The sequence below is a fragment of the Ruegeria sp. YTSA144 genome, assembly GCF_059610125.1.
This window is the reverse complement of the sequence record NZ_JBXWNA010000009.1, coordinates 28,464-53,172: the sequence shown is the minus strand read 5'-3', so window position 1 is coordinate 53,172 and position 24,709 is coordinate 28,464. Positions and strand designations below refer to the sequence as shown.

General features: G+C 57.6%; 27 protein-coding genes. 10 read left to right on the top strand and 17 right to left on the bottom strand.

Going from position 1 to position 24,709, the window contains the following annotated elements; all coding sequences use genetic code 11:
• Positions 1–39: 39 nt before the first annotated feature.
• Both AC2FF8_RS17130 and AC2FF8_RS17125 read right to left on the bottom strand, forming a co-directional pair.
• The gene (locus AC2FF8_RS17130) at positions 40–702 is read right to left on the bottom strand and encodes a DsbA family protein (RefSeq protein ID WP_425080114.1); all 663 of its coding nucleotides are present in this window, start codon (positions 700–702) and stop codon (positions 40–42) included.
• Positions 703–715: 13 nt separating this feature from the next.
• Positions 716–1,222 carry a DUF721 domain-containing protein gene (locus tag AC2FF8_RS17125; protein ID WP_496880300.1) on the bottom strand — a complete coding sequence of 169 codons (507 nt, stop codon included), beginning with the start codon at positions 1,220–1,222 and terminating at the stop codon, positions 716–718.
• Between the two features lie 81 nt (positions 1,223–1,303).
• Between AC2FF8_RS17125 and mutY the strand changes: the two genes are divergently transcribed.
• Complete coding sequence (gene mutY / locus AC2FF8_RS17120) at positions 1,304–2,359, top strand: A/G-specific adenine glycosylase (RefSeq protein WP_496880299.1); 1,056 nt, start codon at positions 1,304–1,306, stop codon at positions 2,357–2,359.
• 61 nt (positions 2,360–2,420) lie between these two features.
• Positions 2,421–3,557 carry an alkane 1-monooxygenase gene (locus AC2FF8_RS17115; RefSeq protein WP_170345574.1) on the top strand — a complete coding sequence of 379 codons (1,137 nt, stop codon included), beginning with the start codon at positions 2,421–2,423 and terminating at the stop codon, positions 3,555–3,557.
• Positions 3,558–3,636: 79 nt separating this feature from the next.
• On the opposite strand, the gene AC2FF8_RS17110 is transcribed toward AC2FF8_RS17115, so the two are convergent.
• From AC2FF8_RS17110 to AC2FF8_RS17095, 4 genes are all read right to left on the bottom strand, one after another.
• Positions 3,637–5,019, bottom strand: a complete 1,383-nt coding sequence (locus tag AC2FF8_RS17110; protein ID WP_425080116.1) for an adenylate/guanylate cyclase domain-containing protein — start codon at positions 5,017–5,019, stop codon at positions 3,637–3,639.
• Between the two features lie 140 nt (positions 5,020–5,159).
• Positions 5,160–6,260, bottom strand: coding sequence for a site-specific DNA-methyltransferase (locus AC2FF8_RS17105; RefSeq protein ID WP_496880298.1), 1,101 nt, complete (start codon positions 6,258–6,260; stop codon positions 5,160–5,162).
• Positions 6,261–6,367: 107 nt separating this feature from the next.
• Positions 6,368–6,985, bottom strand: coding sequence for a ribonuclease HII (gene rnhB / locus AC2FF8_RS17100; protein WP_170345571.1), 618 nt, complete (start codon positions 6,983–6,985; stop codon positions 6,368–6,370).
• A gap of 110 nt (positions 6,986–7,095) precedes the next feature.
• Positions 7,096–7,554: a hypothetical protein gene (locus tag AC2FF8_RS17095; RefSeq protein WP_257599439.1), complete on the bottom strand. Its 459-nt coding sequence runs from the start codon at positions 7,552–7,554 to the stop codon at positions 7,096–7,098.
• Between the two features lie 176 nt (positions 7,555–7,730).
• Here AC2FF8_RS17095 and AC2FF8_RS17090 point away from each other — a divergent pair, with 176 nt between their 5' ends.
• The 3 genes from AC2FF8_RS17090 to AC2FF8_RS17080 all read left to right on the top strand — a co-directional run bounded on the left by AC2FF8_RS17090 (position 7,731) and on the right by AC2FF8_RS17080 (position 10,372).
• Positions 7,731–8,018, top strand: a complete 288-nt coding sequence (locus tag AC2FF8_RS17090) for a hypothetical protein (RefSeq protein WP_496880297.1) — start codon at positions 7,731–7,733, stop codon at positions 8,016–8,018.
• Entirely contained in the window at positions 7,990–8,691 is a 702-nt protein-coding gene (locus AC2FF8_RS17085) for a winged helix-turn-helix domain-containing protein (RefSeq protein WP_496880296.1), read from the top strand. Before AC2FF8_RS17090 ends, AC2FF8_RS17085 begins: the two co-directional genes overlap by 29 nt.
• A gap of 106 nt (positions 8,692–8,797) precedes the next feature.
• Complete coding sequence (locus AC2FF8_RS17080) at positions 8,798–10,372, top strand: DUF427 domain-containing protein (protein WP_496880295.1); 1,575 nt, start codon at positions 8,798–8,800, stop codon at positions 10,370–10,372.
• Between the two features lie 101 nt (positions 10,373–10,473).
• Here the strand turns inward: AC2FF8_RS17080 and AC2FF8_RS17075 are convergent, their stop codons facing one another.
• The 6 genes from AC2FF8_RS17075 to AC2FF8_RS17050 form a co-directional block, all read right to left on the bottom strand.
• The gene (locus AC2FF8_RS17075; protein WP_170345566.1) at positions 10,474–11,268 is read right to left on the bottom strand and encodes a DUF1217 domain-containing protein; all 795 of its coding nucleotides are present in this window, start codon (positions 11,266–11,268) and stop codon (positions 10,474–10,476) included.
• Positions 11,265–11,666, bottom strand: coding sequence for a flagellar biosynthesis repressor FlbT (gene flbT, locus AC2FF8_RS17070; protein ID WP_152459291.1), 402 nt, complete (start codon positions 11,664–11,666; stop codon positions 11,265–11,267). The genes AC2FF8_RS17075 and flbT overlap by 4 nt, the downstream gene beginning before the upstream one ends.
• Positions 11,666–12,040: a flagellar biosynthesis regulator FlaF gene (flaF, locus tag AC2FF8_RS17065; protein ID WP_170345565.1), complete on the bottom strand. Its 375-nt coding sequence runs from the start codon at positions 12,038–12,040 to the stop codon at positions 11,666–11,668. The genes flbT and flaF overlap by 1 nt, the downstream gene beginning before the upstream one ends.
• Before the next feature lie 77 nt (positions 12,041–12,117).
• Entirely contained in the window at positions 12,118–13,329 is a 1,212-nt protein-coding gene (locus AC2FF8_RS17060) for a flagellin N-terminal helical domain-containing protein (protein WP_170345564.1), read from the bottom strand.
• A gap of 209 nt (positions 13,330–13,538) precedes the next feature.
• On the bottom strand, positions 13,539–13,898 hold the full coding sequence (locus tag AC2FF8_RS17055) for a flagellar biosynthesis protein FlgN (protein ID WP_170345563.1): 360 nt from the start codon (positions 13,896–13,898) through the stop codon (positions 13,539–13,541).
• Positions 13,888–14,163, bottom strand: coding sequence for a rod-binding protein (locus AC2FF8_RS17050; RefSeq protein WP_171230574.1), 276 nt, complete (start codon positions 14,161–14,163; stop codon positions 13,888–13,890). The genes AC2FF8_RS17055 and AC2FF8_RS17050 overlap by 11 nt, the downstream gene beginning before the upstream one ends.
• 110 nt (positions 14,164–14,273) lie before the next feature.
• On the opposite strand from AC2FF8_RS17050, the gene fliK reads away from it, so the two are divergent.
• From fliK to AC2FF8_RS17035, 3 genes are read left to right on the top strand one after another with little or no spacing between them, the layout of a single operon-like run.
• Positions 14,274–15,497, top strand: a complete 1,224-nt coding sequence (fliK, locus tag AC2FF8_RS17045) for a flagellar hook-length control protein FliK (RefSeq protein WP_496880294.1) — start codon at positions 14,274–14,276, stop codon at positions 15,495–15,497.
• 3 nt (positions 15,498–15,500) lie between these two features.
• Positions 15,501–16,163, top strand: a complete 663-nt coding sequence (locus AC2FF8_RS17040; protein ID WP_496880293.1) for a flagellar hook capping FlgD N-terminal domain-containing protein — start codon at positions 15,501–15,503, stop codon at positions 16,161–16,163.
• A gap of 53 nt (positions 16,164–16,216) precedes the next feature.
• Positions 16,217–17,083: a phosphotransferase gene (locus tag AC2FF8_RS17035; protein ID WP_496880292.1), complete on the top strand. Its 867-nt coding sequence runs from the start codon at positions 16,217–16,219 to the stop codon at positions 17,081–17,083.
• Positions 17,084–17,092: 9 nt separating this feature from the next.
• Here AC2FF8_RS17035 and AC2FF8_RS17030 read toward each other — a convergent pair whose 3' ends face one another.
• The 5 genes from AC2FF8_RS17030 to AC2FF8_RS17010 form a co-directional block, all read right to left on the bottom strand.
• Positions 17,093–18,394: an NAD(P)/FAD-dependent oxidoreductase gene (locus AC2FF8_RS17030; protein WP_496880291.1), complete on the bottom strand. Its 1,302-nt coding sequence runs from the start codon at positions 18,392–18,394 to the stop codon at positions 17,093–17,095.
• Positions 18,391–19,209: an ABC transporter permease gene (locus AC2FF8_RS17025; protein WP_496880290.1), complete on the bottom strand. Its 819-nt coding sequence runs from the start codon at positions 19,207–19,209 to the stop codon at positions 18,391–18,393. Before AC2FF8_RS17025 ends, AC2FF8_RS17030 begins: the two co-directional genes overlap by 4 nt.
• The gene (locus AC2FF8_RS17020; RefSeq protein WP_171666705.1) at positions 19,206–20,096 is read right to left on the bottom strand and encodes an ABC transporter permease subunit; all 891 of its coding nucleotides are present in this window, start codon (positions 20,094–20,096) and stop codon (positions 19,206–19,208) included. The genes AC2FF8_RS17025 and AC2FF8_RS17020 overlap by 4 nt, the downstream gene beginning before the upstream one ends.
• Complete coding sequence (locus AC2FF8_RS17015; protein ID WP_496880289.1) at positions 20,096–21,238, bottom strand: ABC transporter ATP-binding protein; 1,143 nt, start codon at positions 21,236–21,238, stop codon at positions 20,096–20,098. Before AC2FF8_RS17015 ends, AC2FF8_RS17020 begins: the two co-directional genes overlap by 1 nt.
• Positions 21,239–21,299: 61 nt before the next feature.
• Entirely contained in the window at positions 21,300–22,385 is a 1,086-nt protein-coding gene (locus tag AC2FF8_RS17010) for a polyamine ABC transporter substrate-binding protein (protein WP_480685917.1), read from the bottom strand.
• 140 nt (positions 22,386–22,525) lie between these two features.
• Between AC2FF8_RS17010 and AC2FF8_RS17005 the strand changes: the two genes are divergently transcribed.
• Positions 22,526–23,209 carry a GntR family transcriptional regulator gene (locus AC2FF8_RS17005; RefSeq protein WP_480685916.1) on the top strand — a complete coding sequence of 228 codons (684 nt, stop codon included), beginning with the start codon at positions 22,526–22,528 and terminating at the stop codon, positions 23,207–23,209.
• A 77-nt stretch (positions 23,210–23,286) separates the two neighbouring features.
• The gene (locus tag AC2FF8_RS17000) at positions 23,287–24,684 is read left to right on the top strand and encodes an aspartate aminotransferase family protein (RefSeq protein ID WP_170345552.1); all 1,398 of its coding nucleotides are present in this window, start codon (positions 23,287–23,289) and stop codon (positions 24,682–24,684) included.
• Positions 24,685–24,709: the final 25 nt, after the last annotated feature.

Below are 24,709 nucleotides of genomic sequence, written 5' to 3'. Positions count from 1 at the left end.
GTCCGGTCGGCCCAGACAGGGCCAACCGGAAAAGGGTGGTTAGCCACCCAATTCGTCTTCGATCAGCTTTTTGAAGTCCGCGTAGGACTGGTTGTCGACTTTCTTGCCATTCACAAGGAACGACGGAGTCGCCTGGATGCCATCACGTTCGGCGTTTTCCTGATACCACGCGGCCAATGTCCGCGCCTTGGTGCCATCTTGCAGGCAAGCCTCGAGCTGGTCGCCATCGATACCGGCCAGACGACCGATCTTGCGCAGCTCGTCCACGATCTCGGCCGGACCACCAGCACGTGACCATTCGGCTTGCCCTTCGTAGATCAGGTCGGTGATACCGAAGAACTTTTCCGGGCCGGCGCAGCGGGCCACCATCGATGCCCAAAGGCCGTAGCGGTCAAAATAGACTTCGCGGTAGGTAAACTTGACCTTGCCGGTGTCGATGAAGTCTTTCTTGAGTTGCTTGTAAGCACCCTGATGGAAACTCGCACAATGCGGGCAGGTATAGGATGCATATTCGATGATCTCGACCGGCGCATCTTCGGCGCCCTGGACCATATCGACGATCGTCGACGTATCCAGGTCTGCCTCCTGCGCTTCGGCAGCACTGACCAGCGGAAGGGTGACGTTGGTGTTCGACTGTGTCAGCCAATAGCCGCCAGCGGCTACGGCGACAGCCGCACAGATTACGGTTGCAATACGGCTCATTCTCAGCCCTTTCTCAGCGTTTCTGTTTGGATAAAACGTTGCGCCCGAGACGTTCAAGGGCCGCGCGCAAATCTTCATCATTTACATTGCGTGACACTTTGTCAGCCTCGGCGGCAATGTCAGGCGCAATCTGGGGTTTGGTTTGCTTCAGCTTGTGGTCGAAACTGGCCTGCCCCTCGGCAAATCCGGTCGGAGCGGTCTGGGTAATGCGGACGCGGCTGATGGCGTTGTAGCCATAGACCGCATTCACCTTCCCGCGCAGCTGTTCCTTCTGCATTTCCAGCATCGGAGCTTGTGGCCCGGTGGTCAGAACGGTCAGGGTCGCACCAAAACCGCCCTTGCCATAACCCACTTTGACCGGGCGTGCGATGGCGGCGATTTCCTGGCCGACGATCTCGGCCCAATGGGTCAAAAGCCGCGACACGGCAAACCCCCGGCTTTCCCCGGCGCGCCTGATCTGATCGTTCAGCACGGACGCGGTGCGTTTGAACCCACGGGTCGAAGAACGTCTGCGTTGCATCTGGTTTCCAGCTCCTACACCTCTATTGTACTGAGCAGGGCACCGGGTGCCAGAGAAACCCGACAGGGAGATGGATAAAACTTGCGTGACTCTGCTGAATTGACCGTCAGTGATGCGTTGCTGGAGTGGTACGACCGCCACGCCCGCGAAATGCCATGGCGTACGGGTCCGGCGGATCGCGCCGCCGGCATACGCCCCGATCCCTATCGGGTCTGGTTGTCCGAAGTGATGCTACAGCAAACAACAGTTGCCGCCGTTCGTGACTATTTCCTGCGTTTCACCACCCGTTGGCCCACAGTTCAGGCCCTGGCCGCCGCACCGGACGAACAGGTCATGGGGGAATGGGCCGGGCTTGGCTATTACGCCCGCGCCCGCAATCTGTTGAAATGCGCGCGCGCTGTCACGCAGGACTGCGATGGCCGGTTTCCCGACAGCTTTGACGCCCTGCTGAAGCTACCCGGTATTGGCCCCTATACTGCGGCTGCGATCTCGGCCATTGCATTCGATCAGCCCGAAACCGTGCTGGACGGAAACGTCGAGCGTGTCATGGCCCGGCTCCACGACATTCACGACCCGTTACCCGGCTCCAAACCCCTGCTGAAGGAAAAGGCGTCGGCCCTGACCCCGGCCACACGCCCCGGCGATTACGCGCAGGCGGTCATGGATTTGGGGGCCACCATCTGCACGCCGAAGTCGCCGACATGTGGCATCTGCCCCCTGCGTGATCCCTGTCAGAGCCGCGTCGCAGGCACCCAAGCCGACCTGCCACGAAAAACACCCAAAAAACCCAAGCCAACCCGCTATGGGCACGTGTATGTCGCGCGTATGGCAGACGGTGCCATGGTGCTGGAACGCCGACCTGACAAAGGCCTGCTGGGCGGAATGCTGGGCTGGCCCGGATCAGAGTGGAACGATGCCCCGACCGAACGTGCCCCGTTCCCTGCGAATTGGAAGATGTTGCCGGGCGAAGTGCGCCATACATTTACACATTTCCACCTGATTTTGCGGATCTGGACCACGTATGCCGCTGATCACGACGTACCCGAACATCTGACGGTCGTCGACAAACACAGCTTCAGGCCCGGCGACCTGCCAACCGTGATGCGTAAGGCCTATGACCTTTGGAAAGGACAATAAGTCCGCTGTGCAAGTCTTCGGGCCATGTCTAGGGTATGTCCAAAAAGTCGGAGCAGAAAAGATGATCGCAACTGGCACATTGTCCCGCTGGCAATCTGCATCCCCTTTCTGGGTGTCGCTGCTGCTGATCCCGCTGGTCTGGTTTTCAGCTGCTACCGGTGGATGGTCACTGCTGCTGGTTCCTGCCGCAACCTGGTGGGCTTTTGCAGTGCTGGACCGGATCACCGGGCTCAACACTCAAAACGCCGACCCCGAGACGCCGGACACGGCGCTGCAATGGTACATATTGCTGACAAAACTCTGGGTCCCGATCCAGTTCGTCACCCTTTTTGGTCTGATCTGGTACGCAACCCACAACACCCATCTGTCAACGCTAGAGAAAATCGGCCTGTTCTTTGGCATGGGCGTCATTTCGGGCACGATTGGGATCAACTACAGCCACGAGTTGATGCACCAGAAAAGCCGCTTGGAACGCTGGTTGGGTGACATTCTTCTTGCCATGGTGCTGTATTCTCATTTTCGGTCCGAGCATTTGTTGGTCCATCACCGCCATGTTGGAACCCCGCGCGATCCGGTGACGGCGCGCTACAACGAAGGGTTTCATCGCTTCTATCCCCGGGTTCTGTGGCAATGCTGGGTTTCGGCCTTCAGCGCCGAGCGCGACAAGCTGGCCCGCAAAGACCGACCATGGACAGATCGCTCAAACCCTTTCTGGCGGTACTGGGCGCTGCAAGGTGGGATGCTGGCACTGGCTGGCCTGATCGGAGGATGGTCCGGCGTGGCGCTGTTTGTGCTACAGGCTGGCGTCGCGATCTGGCAGCTCGAGCTGGTCAACTACGTGGAGCATTACGGCCTGACCCGAAAACACCTGGGCGACGGACGGTACGAGCATGTATTGCCACGCCATTCGTGGAATGCCTCGCAGAAAGCGTCGAACTGGTTGCTGATCAATCTTCAGCGCCATTCGGACCACCATTACAAACCCAACCGCCGGTTTCCGCTGCTGCAACATCACGCATCGGACACAGCTCCGCAATTGCCTTATGGCTATCCCGTCATGACCGTGGCCGCGATGATCCCTCCGCTGTGGCGGCGGGTCATGAACCCGCGCGTTCGCGCGTGGCGACGCCACTATTATCCCGAGATCACCGACTGGCACCCCTACAACAAATCTCTGAACCCCATGCCCAAAGCGTGACCGCAGCGCGCACAGGCGCGCTGCTTGGCCCAACTGTCAGCACTGCATCTGCGATGCTGTTCTGACGGGCGGGAGGCCCTCAGCTTTTCATCACCCAGACATCCATCGGCGCCTCGACCCCTCGAACGGATTGGTCGCGACAGGCAACAAAACCGTCCATGGCCTCCGACATCGACGGGTTTTCTTCCGCAACCCGCAGGCGCACGGCATCACTGACAATGACACGCGCCTTGAAATCACGCGTCAGCGCTTCAAGCTTGGCAGCCACATTGACCGCATCGCCAATCACCGCGAATTCCAACCGGTTGGCACCGATATCCCCAAGTACGACCGAGCCGTAATGCACCCCAACGCCGACATGGATTTCAGGCTCTCCAACCCTGCGGCGTTCCAGATTCCAACGGTCGATCGCGCCTACCATCGCACGGGCGCATTCCAGGGCATTGCTCGCGTCCAGAGGCGTTGGCACCGGCGTGCCGAAGGTCGCCATCAAACCGTCGCCCAGATACTTGTCCAATGTCCCGTGGTGCCGGAATACTTCGGTTTCCATACGGGCATGGAACCCGCGCAGCACCTCGATCACTTCATAGGGGTCCCGCCCGGCGGCGTATTTGGTGAACCCGACGATATCGATGAACAGAACGGCCACATCCGCTTTGCGGACTTGTTTCAGCGGTTCATCGTTCTGGCTCAACTCATCTACCACATTGGGCGAGAAATACCGTGACAGATTGGCCCGTTCCCGTTCCAGCCCCGCGTTGTTCATCAACAATTGATTGAGTCGCCGCATCGAGATGCCCAGCGTTACTGCAACCATCATGAACACGATCACCTGCTGTATACGTTGAGGGACCATGAAACTGTTGGGATCCAGCAGCTCGGCAACATCCGGATAGCCCTGCAAGGCCTCTGCAACCTTTTCGCTGATCTCCGGAATAGGCGTGGCCACCCACCAGGCGACGATCCAGCCGATCGTCCACATCATTGCCGTCCACGAACCGATGGCAATCACCGTACGCCAGGAATAGGCCAGTGTTCCAGCCGCCAGAATGACGAAAAAATACTGAAAGTTGTCAAACCGATATTGCATGGCCAGCGGCCGGACATCATCGCTGAACGGATTGGGTACGATCATCCCCAGGGTCATGATCAACAGATCAACAAAGATCAAAAGAAGCTCGACCCGGGATTGCCCCACCCGGCCCGCGCTGCGGATCAGCCATCCATTGGCGCAGATCAGCAGCAGGATGAAATGATACCACAGCACATCCCATTGCGGGTTCAGAAAAATAAGCAGAGCCCCGGTCAGGGCCATGGCCACCCAGCGCGCGCGTACAGCCAGTTCAAGCCCTTCGCGCTTGTGCCGCTCCAACGCGGCCTCGGTGTATTTGTTGTCCAGATCGAAAGTGTCAGGTTCCGTGAAAAACAGACTGCGGCGGGGCTGCGCGGTTGTCTCGGTCATGGCCGTGATCTTTCTTGCAGTGTCAGGGTCATCTTCATGCAATCACTGTTGGTCCAAAAACAAAAGACCCCGCCGTAGGATCGGCGGGGCAAGGCGTAGTGCCTTGTGTCAGGCCACAGGCACCGGCGGTGTTCTTGAAATCAGTTCATCTCGGCCCGGATCTGCTGACGCAGGACGTCGATCGGAACCGTTTTGCCGTCACGCTTGAAGCACCAATAGGTCCAGCCATTGCAGGACGGCGCATTTTCCAGATGAGCGCCCACCTGATGAATCGAGCCTTTGACGTTGTCGCCGACCAGCGTACCATCGGCGCGAACCTTGGCCTTGTGGCGCTGGTTCATGGAATAGAGCTCTTCGCCCGGGCGCAGCATGCCGCGCTCGACCAGCTGCCCGAACGGAACACGCGGCTCGGCACGTTTGCTGGCGCTGACTTCCAGAGCCTCACGGTCGAACTTGCGCACCTTGGCGATGCGTTTCTCGGCCACCTTGCGATAGCTTTCCTCGCGTTCGATACCAATGAATTCGCGGCCCAGCATCTTGGCTACCGCACCCGTGGTGCCGGTGCCGAAGAACGGATCAAGCACCACGTCACCGGGATTGGTCGACCCGATCAGAACCCGGTGCAGCAGAGACTCGGGCTTTTGCGTCGGGTGCGCCTTGTCGCCGTTTTCATCCTTCAGACGTTCATGCCCGGTGCAGATCGGCAGCACCCAGTCGCTGCGCATTTGCACGCCTTCGTTCAGGGCCTTCAGCGCCTCATAGTTGAAGGTGTATTTGGCCCCTTCGCGCTTGGACGCCCAGATCATCGTCTCATGCGCGTTGGTAAAACGCTTGCCGCGGAAGTTGGGCATCGGATTGGATTTGCGCCAGACAACGTCATTCAAAATCCAGTAGCCTGCATCTTGCAAGGCCGAACCCACACGGAAGATGTTGTGGTAAGAGCCAATCACCCAGATCGCGCCATTTGGCTTGAGCAGACGGCGCGCCGCCTTCAACCACGCGCGGGTGAATTCGTCATAGGCACCAAAGCTTGAAAACTGATCCCAGTGATCGTCCACCGCATCCACCTGGCTGTTATCCGGGCGATGCAGTTGGCCTTTCAACTGCAAATTATAGGGCGGATCCGCAAAAATCAGGTCAACGGATGCGTCGGGAAGACTGTTCATCACGTCGATGCAGTCCCCGGATAGAATCGTGTTTAAAGGGGGCGCTATTGCGCCCTTTTTGGTGGTTGTCGTCATATCACTGCCTCAAGTGTCCACGGCGCTTTTGCGCTCATTTGGTTGAGACAAGGATGAGTCAAAGACGAATCGGCGTCAATTTCTTTTTTGAATCAGCGGCTTACGATTTACTCTTGATACAAGATATTGTGCACCGGCTTGAACGAACGTCTATGGTGTGGGGTCACGCCAAGATTTTGCAGTGCTTCCTTGTGTTGTTTTGACGGATAACCGGCGTTGGTTTCCCATCCATATCCCGGATGCTGTTGCGCCAAATCCACCATCACCTGATCGCGCCAGTTTTTCGCAAGGATCGAGGCGGCTGCAATCGACACCGATCGGGCATCCCCCTTCACGATGGCCTGCGACGGGATTTTCAGGCCGCGTGGAATCATGTTCCCGTCGATCAGCAGGAAATCAGGGGCCGGCGACAGAGCCTCGACCGCGCGCAGCATCGCCAGATGCGATGCCCTGAGGATGTTGATCTCGTCAATCTCGGCGACCGAGGCTTCGGCCACGGCAAACTCGGCGCTGTGCCGGATCTCGGCATCCAGCGCGGCCCGACGTCTGGCCGTCAGCTTCTTGGAATCATTCAACCCTTCGGGGATGGCCTGTGGGTTCAGGATCACGGCCGCGGCGACAACTGGTCCCGCCAAAGGGCCGCGCCCGACCTCATCCACACCCGCGATGCGATAATGGCCCCGGTCCAGCAGCGCCTGCTCAAGTTCGAAGTCTGGTTTTGTCATGCCTTTGGAAAACCGCGTTTCACACAGCGCCGCAAGAAAAAAAGAGAGGGCAGCCCACACCGCCCTCTCTCATACGGCGCGTCATTGGCGCCGCTCCTGCTCAACCGTTGTTACTGGTAAACGACACGGTATCCTTTCTGGCGCAGGCACGCGGGTTCGTATGCCCGCTTGACCTTTTGGCCATTCCAGAAACCGACTTTGCACTCTTGCGGCAGGCTATTGGCATGTTTGTAGTGCTTCTTGAGGCATTTAGGCCCAAGCAGCGGATGATCCTGTGAATACCCGTTGAATGTGCGCAGGCAGCGCTGCGGCAGATCGTATCGCGCCACGCGCGGCGGCAGAGGGCGCACCGGCTGCGGCGTGTAAGGTGCCGGGGTATATGTCTGATGGCGAGCCGCCCGATCCTTTTTCTTTTCCTTGTTGTAATAGTGAACCCCGGCCCCGATGATCGCGATGGCCGCCAGCCCGCCAAGAATGTCCTTTGCATCCGCAGCCCGCGCCTGAGAAGCAGAAACCCCGGTTATTGCAACCGCGGTCGCAACAATGAAAGCAATGAATTTCCTGTGCATGATGCGTGTCCTTCATAGTGTTTGGGCGACCGTGTGACGGAGCGCGTCGTGATTGCCCTGACACTGGGGGCGACCGGTTCAGACAAGCAATAACGGCCCGGTGTTATCGGATATCAGAACCCGCAAACCCCTTGGGTTATTGAATATCGCGACAACTCATGCGCAGGATGCGGCCTATGAAACAGATCCTCTCTTCTCTGACCTTTGCGGTCCTGATATCGCTTGGCACTGCTGCGTCTGCCGCGGATTGCTATGCGGATTACAAGGCCAAGAAAGACAACCCGCTGCGTTTGCATTATGGGGTCATTCAGGTCTCGAACTGCGACAAGGGCCAGGCCCAGGCAGAAATCGCCCGGCGCCTGAGCGCGTCAGGCTGGACCTTGCTTGAAGTGCAGTCCGTTTTCGGGCCGGAAGGGTTGGATCAGAGGAAGGGCAATGCCGGACAATTCTATCTCCGTTTCTGATGCGCGCCGGTCTGGTGTCAGGCTGGTTGTGCTGGGCATCGCAGCCATTGTCGCCATCCTGATCACTGCCGCCGTTTTCCTGTTCTGGACCCTGCCGGACGCCAATGCATTCAACGCGCGGGTCGAGCGATTGTTCATCGAGGCCGATCTGACCTCGCAAACCGAAATCCGGTTGCTTGAAATTCTGGCCCAGTCTGGCACCGCCTTCGCCGACACCCTGTCCAGCTATCGGATGGTGATCTATGTGCTGCTGGTTTTTGCCTGTGCGATGATGGCCTCGGCATTGGTCTTTCTGGTGATGCTGGTACTGCTGAACCGACGCATGGCGCAGATCGAACGCACCGGCATTCAGGTGACCTCGTTGCTGATCAGCCGCGAGGAAAACACCGTCTACCTCAACAACATGGATTTCAAACTCACGCCCGCCGCCATGGAAACCCTCTCGGTTCTGGCTGAATCGCGACTGGATGACGAGGTATTGTCCGGGGCCCAGATCGAGGCGATGATTTCCGGCCGCAATGCAGCCGATTGCGACGAAGCTGCGGGCGCGACGCGGATCAAACGGTTGCGGGATGCGCTTGGCAACCAGATGGTCAGTGAACTTCTGGTCAAGAACATCGCCAAAAAAGGCTATATGCTGTCCATCGAAAAAGACGTCATACAGATGGTCTGAGCCTTGCCGTGTGACCATATGCGTTGGCACTTTTCCCTTCGCCGCCTCTTGGAATGTGCGATGCAAAGCCCCATTCTAGAACAACCCCAGGCAAGGGAGGTCGCATGTGAACGTCCACGCCGCACCAAAGATCAATGGGTATGGAATATCGGTTGAATCGCTGAATGGCAGAATTGCCATTTACCGAAACGATGTGCTTTTGGCTGAAAGTACAGATGCCAAGGTGATGTATGAAACGCGCCTGCCCCCCACGATCTATGTGCCCCGCGCGGATGTCTGTGTTGATCTGAGCGAAGAAACAGATCTGCAAACATTCTGCCCGTTCAAAGGCACTGCCACTTACCACGACATCAATCTGGGTTCGGAAAATCTGGCCAATTCTGTCTGGGCCTATGAAGAAGCCCTGCCTGAAAGCGCGGCCATACAAGGCTGCATAGGGTTTATGCCCGGCGCCTATACGAAAATCGATCTGGGCGAAAACCGCCTTCGCGAACCTGAAGACGGCAATATCAGCGGCCCGCTGATTGACTGGTTGATGCGTGGTGCTTCGACTGCAACAACACCCGAGAGCTTTACCAAAGCGCTGGCCGAGAAGATGCTGGAGCATGGCATCGCGATACAAAGGCTGAGCATTCTGGCCTGGTCTCTGCACCCGCTTATCGCGGGAAAGCACTATATCTGGGAAAAAGATGAAGACGAGATTCTGACCCGGGCCCCGACATACGAAATCTATGACCACCCGGCGTTCATCAACAGCCCTTTGCGACATGTCTCGAACGGTCTGGGTGGCGTGCGGCAAAGATTGAACGATGAAAACCCGCATAACAGCTTTCCGATCATGGAAGATCTGCGGGCCAAGGGCGCAACGGATTACGTGGCCATGCCCTTGCCGTTTTCCGACGGGCGCACCAATGTTCTGACGCTGACCTGCGATCACCCGGACGGGTTCACGACCGAAAACCTGGGCCTTGTATTTGAATGTTCCTCTGTCATTGCCCGTTTCTACGAAGTGTTCATGCAGCGCGAAAACGCGCAGGTCCTGCTGGAAACCTATGTTGGCAAGCGCACCGGCGCGCGTGTGCTGGGTGGCGAAATCAGGCGGGGTGACGGGGATGAGATCGACGCCGCAATCATGTTCTGCGATCTCCGCAATTCAACAAGCCTGGAAGAAAAGCTGGGCCGGGGGGAATATATCAGTCTCCTGAACGAGTTCTTTGAAACAGTCTCGGGTATTGTTCACGACAATAACGGAGAAGTTCTGAAATTCATTGGCGACGCTGTGCTGGCCGTTTTCCCGGCAACGGACGAAGATGCCAGTACAGCCCGCGCCAATGCCCAGCGCTCGGCGATCAAAATCGTCGAAACTTTGGGTGAACTGCGCAAAGAAGGCACGGACGTGCATTGCGACTGTTCGATCGGCGTCGCTTATGGGCGTGTCACCTACGGCAATGTGGGGTCTCGTGAACGCCTTGACTTCACGGTTATCGGTCAGGCCGCGAACATCGCAGCGCGCCTGGGAGAATTCGGCAAGACGCAAGGGCACCGCATTGTCGTTTCAGAAGACATCGAACCGGCCTGTTCCAACGCCGTGCCGCTGGGCGACGTCAATCTGCACAATGTGTCCCGGCCCGTCAGATCATATGCTTTACGAACCGCAGCCGATGAGATTCTGAACGGTTAAGGCCTTTCATTTGCAGTTCTGAAGAAACCCGCATTGCCTTGATCAACGTTACGCCTGTGCGATCATGCTTCATCGATCACTTCGACCCGGAGGCGCTCTGCTCAAACGGCTCCCAACAGGATCAACGCGGTCTGCGCTGGCGAGATCGTGTTCTGAAGTTGCGCAATCTGACTTCTGGCCAAATATGTGTCGGTCAGTTTCTCGATGGACTTTGGGTTCGAAAACTGTGCCAAGTCCTCCGAGCCGGTCAGTTTGTGCAACCTGGCCTTGAACTCGACCAACTGCTTGTCAATGTCCAGCTGCGCAAAGGATGACGGCAGTCCAAGTGCCGTTTCCATCATGCTGCGCAAAGGGGGCAACCCCATCAGATCGAACCACTTTGTGTCTGCGCTTGAGGCCCTGTTGGCGAGATCCGAAAGTTCTCGTTGTGCATAGAGCGAAATGCGCATCGTTTCATCCGACTCGCCAACGGCAATTTCAAACCGTGCCGTCAAATTGGCCTGGGCGATTTGCCCCATGTCGGACGTCAGCGCGGTTTTTCGGACAGCACCGGGACCAAACCCAAAGGCGTCAGAAAACTCCCGGTATCGCTTGTCGGCCAATCGATTGGACAACGCGTCATCCGCCTGTGTCCCATCCTCGAGGATTTTGCGTATGAAAAACCGGTTGTCCAAATCTCCTTCCAGTCCGAACGCACCCAATGCGACCTGCAACAACCTGCGATCCGACACCAGCTGTTCGGCGGATTGGATTTTTCCGATGTTGTCCAGAAAATACTGTGTCTCTCTTTCATTCGCAGCTGACGACGAAAAACTCTGGAGCTGGCTTTCATACGTACGTTGCAAGAACCGCCAGCCCACGATTCCACCGCTTGGGATGACGGGCTGGAATGTCATTGCTGATAAGCCATCAGCCGCTCTTCGCGCGGCAGAAGCGAGCGAAGCGATTTGAGGCACTTGTAATAATGCTCTGCAACCAGGGCATCCGTGGCTTCGGCCAAAACCCGACGGCTATCTGCATCCGTAAAAACCTGGCTCAGCTCTTCCACGCGGCGCAACAGTTGCTGACGTGCCTGGCCAGGTTCGATGTCACCCGACAATACAAGCTGCGCAGCATAGCAGACGCGGCGCACCGGCGTATTCACCTCATCCGGATGAATCGCGTCCCGCAGTCGAAGAACATTCGCCTGTGGCGTCATGATCGAAAACCGGCCGCGACGATCGCCGTTCTCAATCACGACCCCGTTGATCAGAACCCTTTCTTTCGGGGCAAGCTTTAGGACCAGTCCGCTCATCAAGTTGCCCTCATCTGGCGCAATCCGCGCAATACAGCCGTGTTGATTTCCACCAGGGGTTCAACGGTTGCGCCGTCTCCTAGAACGCGGCTGCTGTGTTGTTCGGTGAATTCGGCAAGGTAGAAGATCCTGGCTCTCAGATCGTTGGGCAGGGCATTCTCGGAATCGGCAACGCCGGTTGCGAGCACCCCCCATAGCCGCCGGTTTTCGTGCACGGCCTGAACAAAGCCCGAAAAATCCGTTGCCTTTTGTGCTGTTGCTGCCTTCAGACGCCGTGTGATCCTTGAAATCGCTTCGTACTCCGTGTCTCGAGGCGTCCGAGTCGGCGCGGCTGTTTGCGCATAGGTTTGATGGGCTAGGGTTTGCGGTGTCACTTGAAATCCTTCCAAAGGGCCGTCATCAGGCAGTCATTGATGGGGCGCGAAATCCGCGCCCCAACCGATTATGCAAATTAACGGAACAGCGACAGAATCGACTGCGGTGCCTGATTGGCGATCGAAAGCGACTGTGTCGCCAACTGTTGCTGAACCTGAAGCGCCTGTAGCCGCGCCGAAGTCTCTTCCATGTCCGCGTCGACCAGCGACCCGATACCTGACTTGAACGAGTCGGACAGGTTCGAGATGAACTCTTTCTGAGTTTCGATCCGGCTTTGAGAGGAACCGAAAGCAGCCGACGCATCGATCGAAGTATCGATCAGCGATTCAACGGCGGCCAGGGCTGCGGTCGCACCCGCACCGGTCGAGACATCAATACCGGCCAGCGCGCCCAGACCACCTGCACCGGCATTCACGAACTGAGCCGAGAACGAAATGTCAGAGCCCGTACCGTTGGTGATGGACAGGGTTCCGGCTGTGCCCGAGTCATAATCCACGGTCAGACCGGTAATCCCAAGCTCTTCAATCTTCGATTTCAATCCAACGGCAACCAGATCACCGGTTGTTGTCGCGGCGGCGTCTTCGGCAGACACGGTATAGGACACGACCTGATCGTTGATCGCGACGACAACCTTGTCACCGGCGGCAAACACACCGCTGGATTCGTCGGTGACCAGCGCGGTTGCGGCAGTCGCGCCGTTGTCGATGGTTGCGCCAACGCGATCGTTGCCTGTCGATGCGCCGGTCGAACCGTCAAAAACCTGCTTGGTGACATAACCGCCGGTTGACAGGTTCTGCCCTGCAACGGTGATCGACGACGAGGTTACGGCGCCGGTACTGTCGCGGTCCAGCGACGCAAGGATCGAAGCGGAACCGGCAGAGCCGTCAACCAGGTTCAAACCATTGAACTGCGCCGCACTGACAACGGACGCGATCTGACCTTTCAGCGCAGTCACATCATCATTGATTTTGCCGCGGTCAACGTTGTCTTCCTGCGCGGCGACGATCTTGCCTTTCATCTGGGTCAGCAGATCAGTGACGGTTTCCGCGGCATTCCGTGCAACGGCGACAGTCGATTCACCAAGCGCGAGACTGTCCTTGATGGCGTTGAAACCTTTGACGTCCGACTCCATCACTTTGGAAATCGCCCATACTGCCGAGTTGTCCTTGGCCGTTGCGACATCCTTGCCGGTCGAGATCGCGTTCTGGGTGGAGGCCAGGTTCTTGTTAACCGACTTGAGCGTTTGCAGCGCAACCATCGCGCCATTGTTTGTCAGAATGCTGGACATAGCTTTCATCCTTTTCCGTTCGGGCCGTTTTGCCCATGTTCACCCCGCACTATTTGCGGGCATTGGTGTCTTTCTGACCTGTGCGACGCGCCGCGTGGCCGTTCGCGCCACCTGTTGATCTCAGGTGCAACACCACTTTTGAACCCGATCCCCTAACGGAGTGCTAAAACGCGTAACCCAGAAATTTCGGATTTGAATCAAACTTCTGCCTATGCCCGCTTTTCCAGCTTTGCCACGCTGCGCACCGCAAATTCACTTCGCTGTCCGTCCGCACCATAGGTGCTGAATTCCTGCCGAACGCGCCGCAATTCAGCCATTCGGCTGGCGACTGCCCGGATGCCCTCAGCCGCGCTGTTCAGCAGCGCCTGATTGCGCTCGGCTTTCTGTTGAACGCGAATCAGTGCCTCGCTTTCCAGCACCTGAAGATCATTGATTGCCCCGATCAGCTTTTCTTTTTCAGGCACCATGCTGGACAAACGGTCCAGATCCCCCTGCACAAGTGCGGCACGTTCCAAATCCAGGACTTCTTCCAAAGACTTGATCAACGCATTATCGACTTTAGACGTCATCGGTTTTCTCCATCAGTGACTTGAACAGAATTTCGGAAAGGCCCACGCCACCAGACCGGGCCAGTTGCTGCGCCTGATGTTGAACAAGCATCGAAGAAAACTGATCCTCACCGGCGCCACCGCCAAAGGACTGGCGGGTTTTTCCCAACCCGGCAGATTTCAGCATTTCCGCCAGAAACGCCGCCTCCAGCTCTATGGCGGCGTTTTTCAGCCGGGTCTGGGGTGACTGTGATTGAGATACGTGAGGAAGGGTGGAAACCTTCATGGCATTCTCCGAATTTGCTTTGAACTTTCTCGATCAAAGGTGAAAGCGGTTAAAATAAACGTAACTTCCTACAGGCAGTGTTCCGACCAATCACACGGAGCCGGAGCAAAATGCCCAACCCCCTAACGCTGGCGAACGCAACGCCGACCACACCCGAGAAAGCCGTCACATCTCGTAAGGCTCCGGGCCAAAACACCGGATCGGAGAGCTTTCAGGATGTCCTCGGGCAAGAGGTTGGTGCCACCGGCCACCCTGAAGGCGAAAACGCTGCCATCAGTACCGAGCTGAAAAATGTCGAAGCAGAGCCTGAGCCTGTGCCGGAGACAACGGCCGAGGCATCTGCAACGGCCCATCCCACCCAGATTTCAGAACGCACCGGCGAACAGAAAACCCCTTCTGCATTCCTCGAAACCCCCGGCTTGGACGAGGTAACGATGATGCCGATTCAGGTTGCGGAGGCAAATCAAACCCCCTCCGAAATACCGGATCAACCACAGGTATTGGCATCCATAGGTTTGCCCAAACAAGGCGGCACGCCTTCCCCGGTTCCGTCGCTCTCGCAGAAGGCGCAGGGTCCGGCGCCCCAACCTGTGCAAGTGGCAGCCATGACCGAAATCGGCCAGATGTCTGATCAGCTTGCAAAGCCCAAAGGCACGGTCGAACAAACGGGGGCCGTCCCACTCCCGCTGGGCCCTGAAAAGAAACCGTTGCCCGAAGTGAACATTCTGACGCCCAAACCGTCAGCGCCTGACCGGGCGCCCTCGGTGGCGCAGCTTCAGCTGATGGCAACTGCCGTTGAAGCCGAACCGGTTCCACCCGTTGTCGAGGTTGAGGCCCTGCCTGCCACCAGAGAGGAACCTCTGCCGCTGACCTCGCGCGACTCCGCGCCTCAACTCACGGCTCCGTCTACTGCCGCCCGAGCAGAAATCGCCCGGGCGATCGCTGGTCAGCTGTCGGCAGCGGTCCAGACACGCACCGGATCAGGAGCAACCGAAATAGCGTTGAATCCGGAAGAGCTTGGGCGTGTGTCGATTGTTTTGAACGGCCGGGAGGACGGCCTGCAAATCACCATTGCGACCGAGCGCCCGGAAACCCTCGAGTTAATGCGGCGTCATTTGTCCGTTCTGACAGAAGAGTTTCAGAAACTGGGGTATGGGGATCTGAGCTTTGATCTGGGAACCTCCTGGGGTTCTGGCGCAGATCAAAAGGACGCAAATGACGCTGACACCCAATCCCCCTCACATTCAGAAGCTGCGCCGCAGGAACGGATCGATCACACAACTTCCCATCCACAGAATCTGGCCTCGGGCCGGGGCATCGACATGAGGTTTTGACCAATGATTGCGCCTGTCAACACCACGCAGCCCGTTGCGGATCAACAAAAGGCCGGGGCATCACAAAAGTCCGCGATTACGTCGGACTTTGAGACGTTCTTGCTGATGCTAACGGCGCAGGCAAAGAATCAGGATCCGTTGGAGCCGATGGATTCGACCGAGTATGCGTCTCAGTTGGCGCAGTTCTCGATGGTCGAGCAACAAGTCCAGACCAATGACCTCTTGTCCACCCTGGCCAACGCATTGGGCGGTACGAAACTGAACGAGCTTGCAAGTTGGGTGGGCATGGACGTCCGTTCGACATCAGCCTTTCACTTTGACGGCCAGCCCGTAACACTGTTTGCTCAGGCCGACCCTGATGCGGACGCAACCAAATTGGTGGTCCGCGACAGTGACGGTACGGTGATCGATAAAGTCACTGTACCCACGACAACTGAAGAGTTTGTTTGGGCGGGCGTGGATTCTTCTGGAAATCCATTGGCATCAGGCAACTACACTGCAACCCTGGAAAGCTACAAAGGCGATGAGTTGCTCTCCGAGAAACCTGTCGCCGCCTACGGTCGCGTCGTCGAAGCACAGGTTGGCGACGATACTGTTTTGCTGACATTGCAGGGCGGTCAGGTGATTCCCGCAACTCAGGTCACCGCAGTCCGAACTGGTGCTTGATCTGTCGGGCGGGACGGGCCAAAGCTTGGCAAATCGACTCGCCATAAGAAGTGATGGAACCTCTGCCCGACCTGCCTGCCCCCCCTCGAGATCTGGTTGACCATCTCTACGCGCAAGGATTGGTCAACGCGCATCCTCGGTTCGAAACCTTGTACGGCGGGCGCACCAACAGGGTATGGAAGGTCAAGGGCCGCGACAACGACAAGGTCCTGAAACTCTACAGCACAGCATTGCGCAATCCTTTGTTTCGCAATGATGCAGAGTTGGAGGCCCAATGCCTGAAGGCGCTTGGCGCCACGGGTTTCGTGCCAAGGCTGCGGGCCACAGGGCAATACAAAGAAGCCCGCTGGGTGTTCTACGACCACGCCCCCGGAGCACCCTGGCGGCAGGATTCAGCCCAGGTTGGCGCCTTGCTGCGCAAGCTTCATACCCTGCCCATTGCCGTCCAGGCGCCAGTCGGTTGCAACGGCAGCGCAGACTTGCGCGCTCATGGAAACAGAATTCTGCAAGGCTGTACGTCACACGGGCGCGACAAACTCGCCGATTTGCAACCTACGAATCCGGTCGCACCTACGGAACGGACGTGCCTGATCCATGGCGACCCCGTGGCAGGCAATATCCTGGTGGCGACCGGCGGTCTGACCTTGATTGACTGGCAATGCCCGGCCCTGGGCGATCCCTGCGAAGACCTTGCGCTTTTTTTGTCGCCTGCAATGCAGCAGCTTTACCGAGGTTCACCACTGTCGAAGAAAGAGGAAGACCAGTTTCTTTCGGCCTACGGCAGACCGGAAATCGTCGCGCGCTATCTACAGCTCAGGCCATGGTATGCGTGGCGCATGGCGGCGTATTGCCTCTGGCGCGTTGAAAATGGTGCGCCCGATTACGTGACAGGGTTGAACTTGGAAACCGTAATTCTGTAACGCCGCGCCTCATCGCAGGTCGGCCAGCGCCAGCATGGCATAGGCTGGCGGCATGAGCACGCGGCGCCAGCGACCCAAAGGAAACCGACCCGGTGTTTGTGTCATCACCGCCGGCAGCCTGGCGTCCTGCCCCAGAACCAAGCGTGCCAGTGCTCGACCGCAATACGTGCCCATGGCGACGCCATTGCCGTGATATGCAAACCCGGCAAACATTCCCGGTTGATCCGGAACGGGGCCGACAAAAGGTGTCAGGGCCCGTGACAGGCACACCAAACCGGACCAGATATGAGTGACCTCGACCGTCGACCAGGCAGGAAACATATGTTTGAAATCTTGCTGGACCTTTCGCCGAATGGCCGCTTCAGCCCCGGCCGATGACCGCAGGCCGCCTCTCATCCCGAACAGAAAGCGCCCGTCTGGCATCAGGCGGAAATAGTGCAACAGATTGCGCGTATCATAACACATCTGATCCGTAGTCCATCCTTGTGCCATCTGCTCGGATCTGCCAAGGGGTCGCGTTACCATGACAGTCGACTGTGCAGGCATGTATCGTCCGGACATCCAGGCCGGGATATCCTCGCTGGAATATCCGTTGGTACACACCAAGACCGCCTGCGCTTTGACTGACCCGCTCTGCGTTTGCAACACAAAGCCGGACGCCGTTTTTTCTACGCTCAGAACCGGGGAATTCCGGAACAGATGCGCGCCCATTGCTTCGGCGGCTCGGGCAATCCCGAACAGATATTTGCGAGGATTCAACCCGAAACCGACCGGGGAAGTGTATCCACCATGAAACGCGCCACCCATGCCCTTCGCAGGCAGGTCTCTGGCTTCGTGCAGGGTTCCCGCCTCGTCTGCATTGCGGCGCAGCATGTCCATCGCCCGCCTGGAATGCGCAAGCTGGGTTTCCCCGTTGGAGTGGGTATCCGCATCGATCTGATGCTGTACCAACAGATCAGCGACCAGTTGAACCGCTTCCTGTTCCGCCTTCGCATAGTCCAAAGCAGCATCGCGGCCAAACCGGCGCTGCATGGATTCGTAGCCAAGTTTTGAGCCGCCAAGACAGCAAAACCCGCCATTTCGGCCCGAGGCTCCCCACCCCGGTGCGCCGGCTTCGAACACCGCAACCGAAGCGTTTTCAGCCAAATGCAGGGCAGCCGAAACGCCTGTAAATCCGCCCCCAATGATGGCCACATCCACATGCATGTCACCCTGGAACTCTGGCCAATCCGGGCTGGCAACCGTTTCGTCCCACCAACAGCCGTCGCGAGGGTCGCTGCCATAGGCGTAGTCTGGAAAAATCCGCTTCATTCGGTGCGCGCGGCAGCCATTTCGTCCTGCTGCTGCCGCACCATCGCGCGTTTGGTCACAAGCGAGGCCGTGATTACCCCGACCGTCACCACAGCGATCATGATCGTCGACAACGCGTTGATTTCCGGGCTGACGCCAAGACGCACGGCCGAGAATATCTTGATCGGCAATGTCGTTGCCGACGGCCCCGAAGTGAAGGATGCAATCACCAGATCATCAAGTGACAAGGTGAAGGCCAGCAACCAACCCGAGATTACCGCAGGTGCGATGATCGGAAGGGTGACAAGACGGAAGGCTTGCGCGGGCGAGCATCCAAGGTCCAGCGCAGCCTCTTCCAGCGAGCGATCAAAAGTTATGAGGCGCGAGGATACGACAACCGAAACGAAACACATCGAGAAAGTCGTGTGTGCCAGAACGATGGTCAGAATACCCCGATCCAGGCCGATGCCGATAAACAACAGCAGCAGCGACAGGCCGGTGATCACTTCGGGCATGACCAGCGGCGCATAGATCATGCCGGAAAACAGTGTCCGGCCCAAAAAGCGTCCGCTGCGGACCAGTACATAAGCGGCGGCCGTTCCCAGAATTGTCGCCAGCGTCGACGAAAAGACCGCGACGCGGATCGTGACCCAGGCGGCATCCAGGAACGCTTCGTTCCGAAGCAGCTCTCCGTACCATTTCGTCGAGAACCCGGCCCAGACCGTGACCAGCTTGCTTTCATTGAAGCTGAAGACGATCAGGATGATCATCGGGATGTACAGAAACGCAAAGCCCAGCGTCAGCGAAACCGTGTTGAACCAGCTCAATCTGTTCATCCCTCTGCCTCCGCCTGTTTCTGCTGGTTGCGCTGGAACAGCACGATGGGAATGACGAGGATCAGCAGCAGCACGATGGCCACCGCACTTGCCACCGGCCAGTCACGGTTCGAAAAGAACTCTTCCCACAGAACCTTGCCGATCATCAGCGTACCGGAACCACCCAGAAGGGATGGGATCACGAACTCACCGATCACGGGGATCATCACCAGGAAACACCCTGCGATGATGCCTGGCTTGGACAGCGGGATGGTCACCAGCCAGAAGGCCTGCAAACGCGAACACCCCAGGTCCTCCGCCGCCTCGATCAGCGATCCGTCCATACGCTCCAACGCCGAATAGATCGGCAGGATCATGAAAGGCAGATAAGTGTAGACGATGCCGATATAGACGGCAGTTGACGTGTTGAGGATCGTCAGCGGGGTCGAGATGATACCGGTCCACAGCAAGATCTGGTTGAGGTACCCTTCGTTCGACAGAATACCCATCCACGCGTAAACCCGGATCAGGAACGAGGTCCAGAAGGGCAGGATGACCAGCATCATCAGTGTCGGTCGCCATTCCTGAGGTGCCCGGGCCATACCATAGGCAATAGGGTAGCCCACCAGCAGTGTCAGGAAGGTCGAAATAAAAGCGATCTTGACGCTGGACAGGTAGGCTTTCCAATACAGATCGTCCTCGGTCAGCCAGACATAATTCTCAAGATCAAGCTGGCTGAAAAACTCCTTTATCCCCGCCCAACCGGCTGACAGGTCCAAAGTTGGCGTATAAGGCGGGATGGCAAGTGCGGTATCCGACAGCGAAATCTTCAGAACGATGAAGAACGGCACCAGAAACAGGGCCAACAGCCAGACGTAAGGAATGGCGATCAGAACGGCGCGGCGCATCAGTTGGCCAGCAGAACCGCAGCCGTGGCTGTCCAGGACAGCCAGACCGGGTCTTCCCAGGTGAACGAACGGCGCGAGATGCGGCGGGTGTTGGCCGTCTGCGCCTTGATGATCGTGCCGTTTGCCAATTCAACGTGATAGGTGGACAGATTGCCCAGATAGGCAATGTCGTGAACCTTGCCCTGCACGGCGTTGACCGCATCGACGGGTCGTTCGGCAGAGATTGTCACTTTCTCGGGGCGGATCGCCAGATGGCAGGACTGACCGTCTGAGAAAACAGCAGGCGAAGACGCCGAAAACGGGGCCTGACCTTCGGCCCATACGATCTGGTAGGCGTCCTCTCCGGATCGTGTCGCGCGACCTTCGATGATGTTCACATCTCCGATGAAGTCAGCGACATAAACAGATTCAGGGTTTTCATAGATGCGATCCGGGGTGGCCACTTGCTTTAACTGGCCTTGATCCATCACCGCGACGCGGGTGGCGACTGTCATCGCCTCTTCCTGATCATGAGTGACGATGACAAAGGTGGTGCCGGTCTTTTCCTGGATATCCATCAATTCGAACTGGGTATCCTGACGCAGCTTCTTGTCCAACGCGCCCAGCGGTTCATCCAGCAGCAGAAGCTTGGGCGCTTTGGCCAACGAGCGCGCCAGCGCGACGCGCTGCCTCTGACCACCCGAGATCTGATGCGGTTTGCGACGGGCGAACTGTTCCAGCCGGGTCAGGCGCAGCATCTCTTCGACCCGATCTTCCAGATCGTGCTTGGGCATGTTGTCTCGGCGCAGACCGAAAGCGATGTTTTCCCAGACACTCAGATGCGGGAACAGGGCATAGGACTGGAACATCATGTTCACGGCCCGCTTGTTAGGCGGGATGGGGTCGATATCCTGCCCGCCCAGCAGGATATGGCCTTCGGTCGGAGTCTCGAACCCGGCCAGCATACGCATCATCGTTGTCTTGCCGCACCCAGAAGGGCCGAGCAGGGCAAAAAACTCGCGTTCGAAGATATCCAGCGACAGGTTGTCGATCGCGGTGAATTCGCCAAAGCGCTTGGTCACGTTCTGGAACTGGATCAAGGGTTTCGCCTGTGGGTCATTCCACGGCGCAAAAACGTCAGAACTCAAAGCAGCCCCCCGCATGGTCAGTTAGGACAATAGTGCGGCGGGGCGATCGCCAGACCGCCCCGCGCTTTTGACCGGATCAGGTGCCTGACTTGATCTTGGTCCAAAGACGGGTCACGACCCGCTGTGTTTTCGCGGGGTACGGAGTCGTGATGTACAGGTTCTGCATCGTGGCTTCATCCGGATAAATTGCCGGATCGCCGATCACGTCTTCCTCAAGAAACTCCTGAGACGCCTTGTTGCCGTTGGCGTAGTACACATAGTTGGACGCAGCAGCCATGTTGTTGGCATCCAGAATGAAATTCAGGAATTTGTGCGCACCATCCGGATTCGGCGCGTCGGCAGGAATCGCCATCTGGTCGAACCACATCAATGACCCTTCTGCGAACGGGTGGTATTCGATGTTCACACCGTTGTCGGCTTCGACCGCGCGGTCCCGCGCTTGCAGAATATCACCGGACCAACCCACGGCTACGCAAATATCGCCATTGGCCAGCGCGTTGATGTATTCCGAACTGTGAAACTTCTGGATGTAGGGGCGAACGCTTGTCAGAACATCTTCGACCTTCTTGATCACTTCCGGGTCGTGGCTGTCGGGGTCTTCACCGATGTACTGCAAGGTCATCGGTATCATTTCGGCTGGCGCATCAAGGAAATGAACGCCACACGAGGCCAGCTTTTCCATATTCTCCGGCTTCAGAACCAAATCCATGCTGTTCAAGGCCACGTCGTCACCCAAGACTTCCCTGACCTTGTCGACGTTCACACCGATGCCCGTCGTTCCCCACATGTAGTTGATCGAGTAGGCATTGTTCGGATCATACCCTGCGGTACGCTCCTGAATCACGTCCCACAGATTTACCGCATTCGGCAACTTGGTCATGTCAAGTTCCTGAAATGCGCCCGCCTGAATCTGGCGTTGCAGGAATGTGCCCGACGGCACCACCACATCGTATCCCGAACCACCGGCCAGCATCTTGGTTTCCAGAACCTCATTGCTGTCGAACACATCGTAAATCAGTGTCAGGCCGGTTTCTTCCTCGAATTTGCTCAGCAATTCTTCGTCGATGTAGTCGGACCAGTTGTAAACACGCACCTCTTCGGCGAAGGCCGCCGAAGTCCCCAATGCGATGACCGCTGTCATGGTCAGCGTTTTGATTGTCATATTCTTCTCCCTGCAAGTGTACGGCTATTTTCCCGTTTTTTTGGATTTGATCAAGTTTTGCGTTTTTCCTCGATCCGGCGTATGGTTTCACGAGGTCTGTCACCTGACAAGTCAGGGTTAGTCGAAATGGGAAGAACCAATTGGATTTGATCAAAAATAAGGCATCTGCGTCGACAATCGACAAAGGGAAGCAGCCCGCGCATGAGCAGGTTTATCAAACGCTCAGATCACAGATCCTGTTCGGCGAATTGGTTCCCGGCCAGCCTGTCACGATCCAGGGCCTGACTGATTCGCTGGGTGTTGGCATGACACCGGTGCGCGAAGCCATCCGCCGCTTGATCTCGGACGGGGCATTGGTGTTCCAAGGCAATCGGCGTGTAAGTGTGCCGCTGCTGTCCCCGGGCGACATCCAGGAAATGATCTTTGCCAGAACCGCAATAGAATCAGAGCTTTCAAGGCGCGCAACGTCGAATTTGCAAACGGAAGATATAGATCATCTGGAGCGACTCGACATGCATCTGGACCGTATGATTGCTGACGGGGATGTAGGCGGATATCTGCGTCTGAACCAGGCGTTCCACGAAACCTTGTACTCACACGCAAACGCACCGATTCTCAGCGATCTGGCCGAAAGGCTATGGTTGCGGTTCGGTCCGTCGCTGCGTGTCGTATGTGGTCGATTCGGGACTCAAAGCCTGCCGGATCGGCACAAGGATATCATTGCCGCTTTGCGCAACCGAGACGCCGAAAAAGCCGCAAAAGCAACGGCACAGGACATTGAGCAAGGCATGGAATTGATCGCGGAGGCCCTGACTTCCACCTGACTCAACCCGATTCGATTGACAGCGATGAATTTGATCATATTGTGAACCGCAACTGCGTTCTTGTAGGAGATTCTCCGATGTCCACCATAACCAACCATATGCCGACCGCCGAATTGCAGGCGCTGGATGCGGCGCATCACATCCATCCTTTCTCGGCCAATGGTGCGCTGGGGCAGGAAGGGGCACGCGTGATTACACGCGCCAGCGGGGTTTACCTGACCGACAGCGAAGGTGAGGAAATTCTGGACGCAATGGCAGGTCTTTGGTGCGTCAATATCGGTTATGGCCGTGATGAGCTGGCCGATGTCGCGGCGCGTCAGATGCGCGAACTGCCCTACTACAACACCTTCTTCAAGACGACCCATGTGCCGGCAATCGCACTGGCCGCCAAGATCGCCGAGCTGGCACCGGGTGATCTGAACCATGTCTTCTTCGCAGCTGGTGGGTCCGAGGCCAACGATACCAACATCCGCCTTGTACGCACCTATTGGGCCGAGAAGGGGCAGCCGGACAAGAATATCATCATCAGCAGGAAAAACGCGTATCACGGGTCTTCCGTCGGGTCGGCTTCGCTGGGCGGTATGGCAGGCATGCACGCGCAGGGCGGCATTCCGATCCCGAACATTCACCACATCAACCAACCGAACTGGTGGGCGGAAGGCGGTGACATGTCACCCGAAGAATTCGGCCTGGCCCGCGCGCGCGAGCTGGAAGAGGCCATACAGGAGCTGGGCGAAGACCGCGTCGCGGCCTTCATCGCCGAGCCGGTTCAGGGTGCAGGCGGCGTGATCGTTGCGCCCGATACCTACTGGCCGGAGATTCAGCGCATCTGCGACAAATACGATATCCTGTTGATTGCCGACGAAGTGATCTGTGGGTTCGGCCGTACCGGCAACTGGTTCGGATCACAAACCGTGGGCATCAAACCGCATATCATGACCATCGCCAAGGGGCTCAGCTCGGGCTATGCGCCGATCGGCGGGTCCATCGTGAATGACGAGATTGCCGAAGTCATTGGCGGCACCGAATTCAATCACGGGTACACCTATTCCGGCCACCCCGTCGCCGCTGCTGTGGCGCTTGAGAACCTGCGCATTTTGGAAGAAGAGAAGATCGTCGAGCACGTGCGCGACGTTGCCGCCCCCTATCTGAAACAGAAATGGGAGGCGCTGGCCGATCACCCGCTGGTGGGCGAGGCGAAGATCGTTGGAATGATGGCCTCCATCGCTCTGACACCCGACAAAGCCAGCCGGGCCAAGTTCGCGTCCGAGCCCGGCACGGTCGGCTATATCTGCCGCGACCGCTGTTTTGCCAACAATCTGATCATGCGCCATGTGGGCGACCGTATGATCATCTCGCCGCCGCTGATCCTGACCCCGGCGGATATCGACGAAATGTTCGTGCGCATCCACAAGTCGCTGGACGAAGCACAGGCGGAAATCATCGCTCAGGGGCTGATGAAAGCCGCATCCTGAGATCAATAATGACTTCGATCAAGGG

Excerpts from the sequence above, each read along its gene's own strand:
- AC2FF8_RS17130 (WP_425080114.1), bottom strand. The coding sequence starts at position 702 with ATGAGCCGTATTGCAACCGTAATCTGTGCGGCTGTCGCCGTAGCCGCT.
- AC2FF8_RS17125 (WP_496880300.1), bottom strand. The coding sequence starts at position 1,222 with ATGCAACGCAGACGTTCTTCGACCCGTGGGTTCAAACGCACCGCGTCC.
- AC2FF8_RS17115 (WP_170345574.1), top strand. The coding sequence starts at position 2,421 with ATGATCGCAACTGGCACATTGTCCCGCTGGCAATCTGCATCCCCTTTC.
- AC2FF8_RS17110 (WP_425080116.1), bottom strand. The coding sequence starts at position 5,019 with ATGACCGAGACAACCGCGCAGCCCCGCCGCAGTCTGTTTTTCACGGAA.
- AC2FF8_RS17105 (WP_496880298.1), bottom strand. The coding sequence starts at position 6,260 with ATGACGACAACCACCAAAAAGGGCGCAATAGCGCCCCCTTTAAACACG.
- rnhB (WP_170345571.1), bottom strand. The coding sequence starts at position 6,985 with ATGACAAAACCAGACTTCGAACTTGAGCAGGCGCTGCTGGACCGGGGC.
- AC2FF8_RS17095 (WP_257599439.1), bottom strand. The coding sequence starts at position 7,554 with ATGCACAGGAAATTCATTGCTTTCATTGTTGCGACCGCGGTTGCAATA.
- AC2FF8_RS17090 (WP_496880297.1), top strand. The coding sequence starts at position 7,731 with ATGAAACAGATCCTCTCTTCTCTGACCTTTGCGGTCCTGATATCGCTT.
- AC2FF8_RS17085 (WP_496880296.1), top strand. The coding sequence starts at position 7,990 with ATGCCGGACAATTCTATCTCCGTTTCTGATGCGCGCCGGTCTGGTGTC.
- AC2FF8_RS17075 (WP_170345566.1), bottom strand. The coding sequence starts at position 11,268 with ATGACATTCCAGCCCGTCATCCCAAGCGGTGGAATCGTGGGCTGGCGG.
- flbT (WP_152459291.1), bottom strand. The coding sequence starts at position 11,666 with ATGAGCGGACTGGTCCTAAAGCTTGCCCCGAAAGAAAGGGTTCTGATC.
- AC2FF8_RS17060 (WP_170345564.1), bottom strand. The coding sequence starts at position 13,329 with ATGTCCAGCATTCTGACAAACAATGGCGCGATGGTTGCGCTGCAAACG.
- AC2FF8_RS17055 (WP_170345563.1), bottom strand. The coding sequence starts at position 13,898 with ATGACGTCTAAAGTCGATAATGCGTTGATCAAGTCTTTGGAAGAAGTC.
- AC2FF8_RS17050 (WP_171230574.1), bottom strand. The coding sequence starts at position 14,163 with ATGAAGGTTTCCACCCTTCCTCACGTATCTCAATCACAGTCACCCCAG.
- fliK (WP_496880294.1), top strand. The coding sequence starts at position 14,274 with ATGCCCAACCCCCTAACGCTGGCGAACGCAACGCCGACCACACCCGAG.
- AC2FF8_RS17040 (WP_496880293.1), top strand. The coding sequence starts at position 15,501 with ATGATTGCGCCTGTCAACACCACGCAGCCCGTTGCGGATCAACAAAAG.
- AC2FF8_RS17035 (WP_496880292.1), top strand. The coding sequence starts at position 16,217 with ATGGAACCTCTGCCCGACCTGCCTGCCCCCCCTCGAGATCTGGTTGAC.
- AC2FF8_RS17030 (WP_496880291.1), bottom strand. The coding sequence starts at position 18,394 with ATGAAGCGGATTTTTCCAGACTACGCCTATGGCAGCGACCCTCGCGAC.
- AC2FF8_RS17025 (WP_496880290.1), bottom strand. The coding sequence starts at position 19,209 with ATGAACAGATTGAGCTGGTTCAACACGGTTTCGCTGACGCTGGGCTTT.
- AC2FF8_RS17020 (WP_171666705.1), bottom strand. The coding sequence starts at position 20,096 with ATGCGCCGCGCCGTTCTGATCGCCATTCCTTACGTCTGGCTGTTGGCC.
- AC2FF8_RS17015 (WP_496880289.1), bottom strand. The coding sequence starts at position 21,238 with ATGCGGGGGGCTGCTTTGAGTTCTGACGTTTTTGCGCCGTGGAATGAC.
- AC2FF8_RS17010 (WP_480685917.1), bottom strand. The coding sequence starts at position 22,385 with ATGACAATCAAAACGCTGACCATGACAGCGGTCATCGCATTGGGGACT.
- AC2FF8_RS17000 (WP_170345552.1), top strand. The coding sequence starts at position 23,287 with ATGTCCACCATAACCAACCATATGCCGACCGCCGAATTGCAGGCGCTG.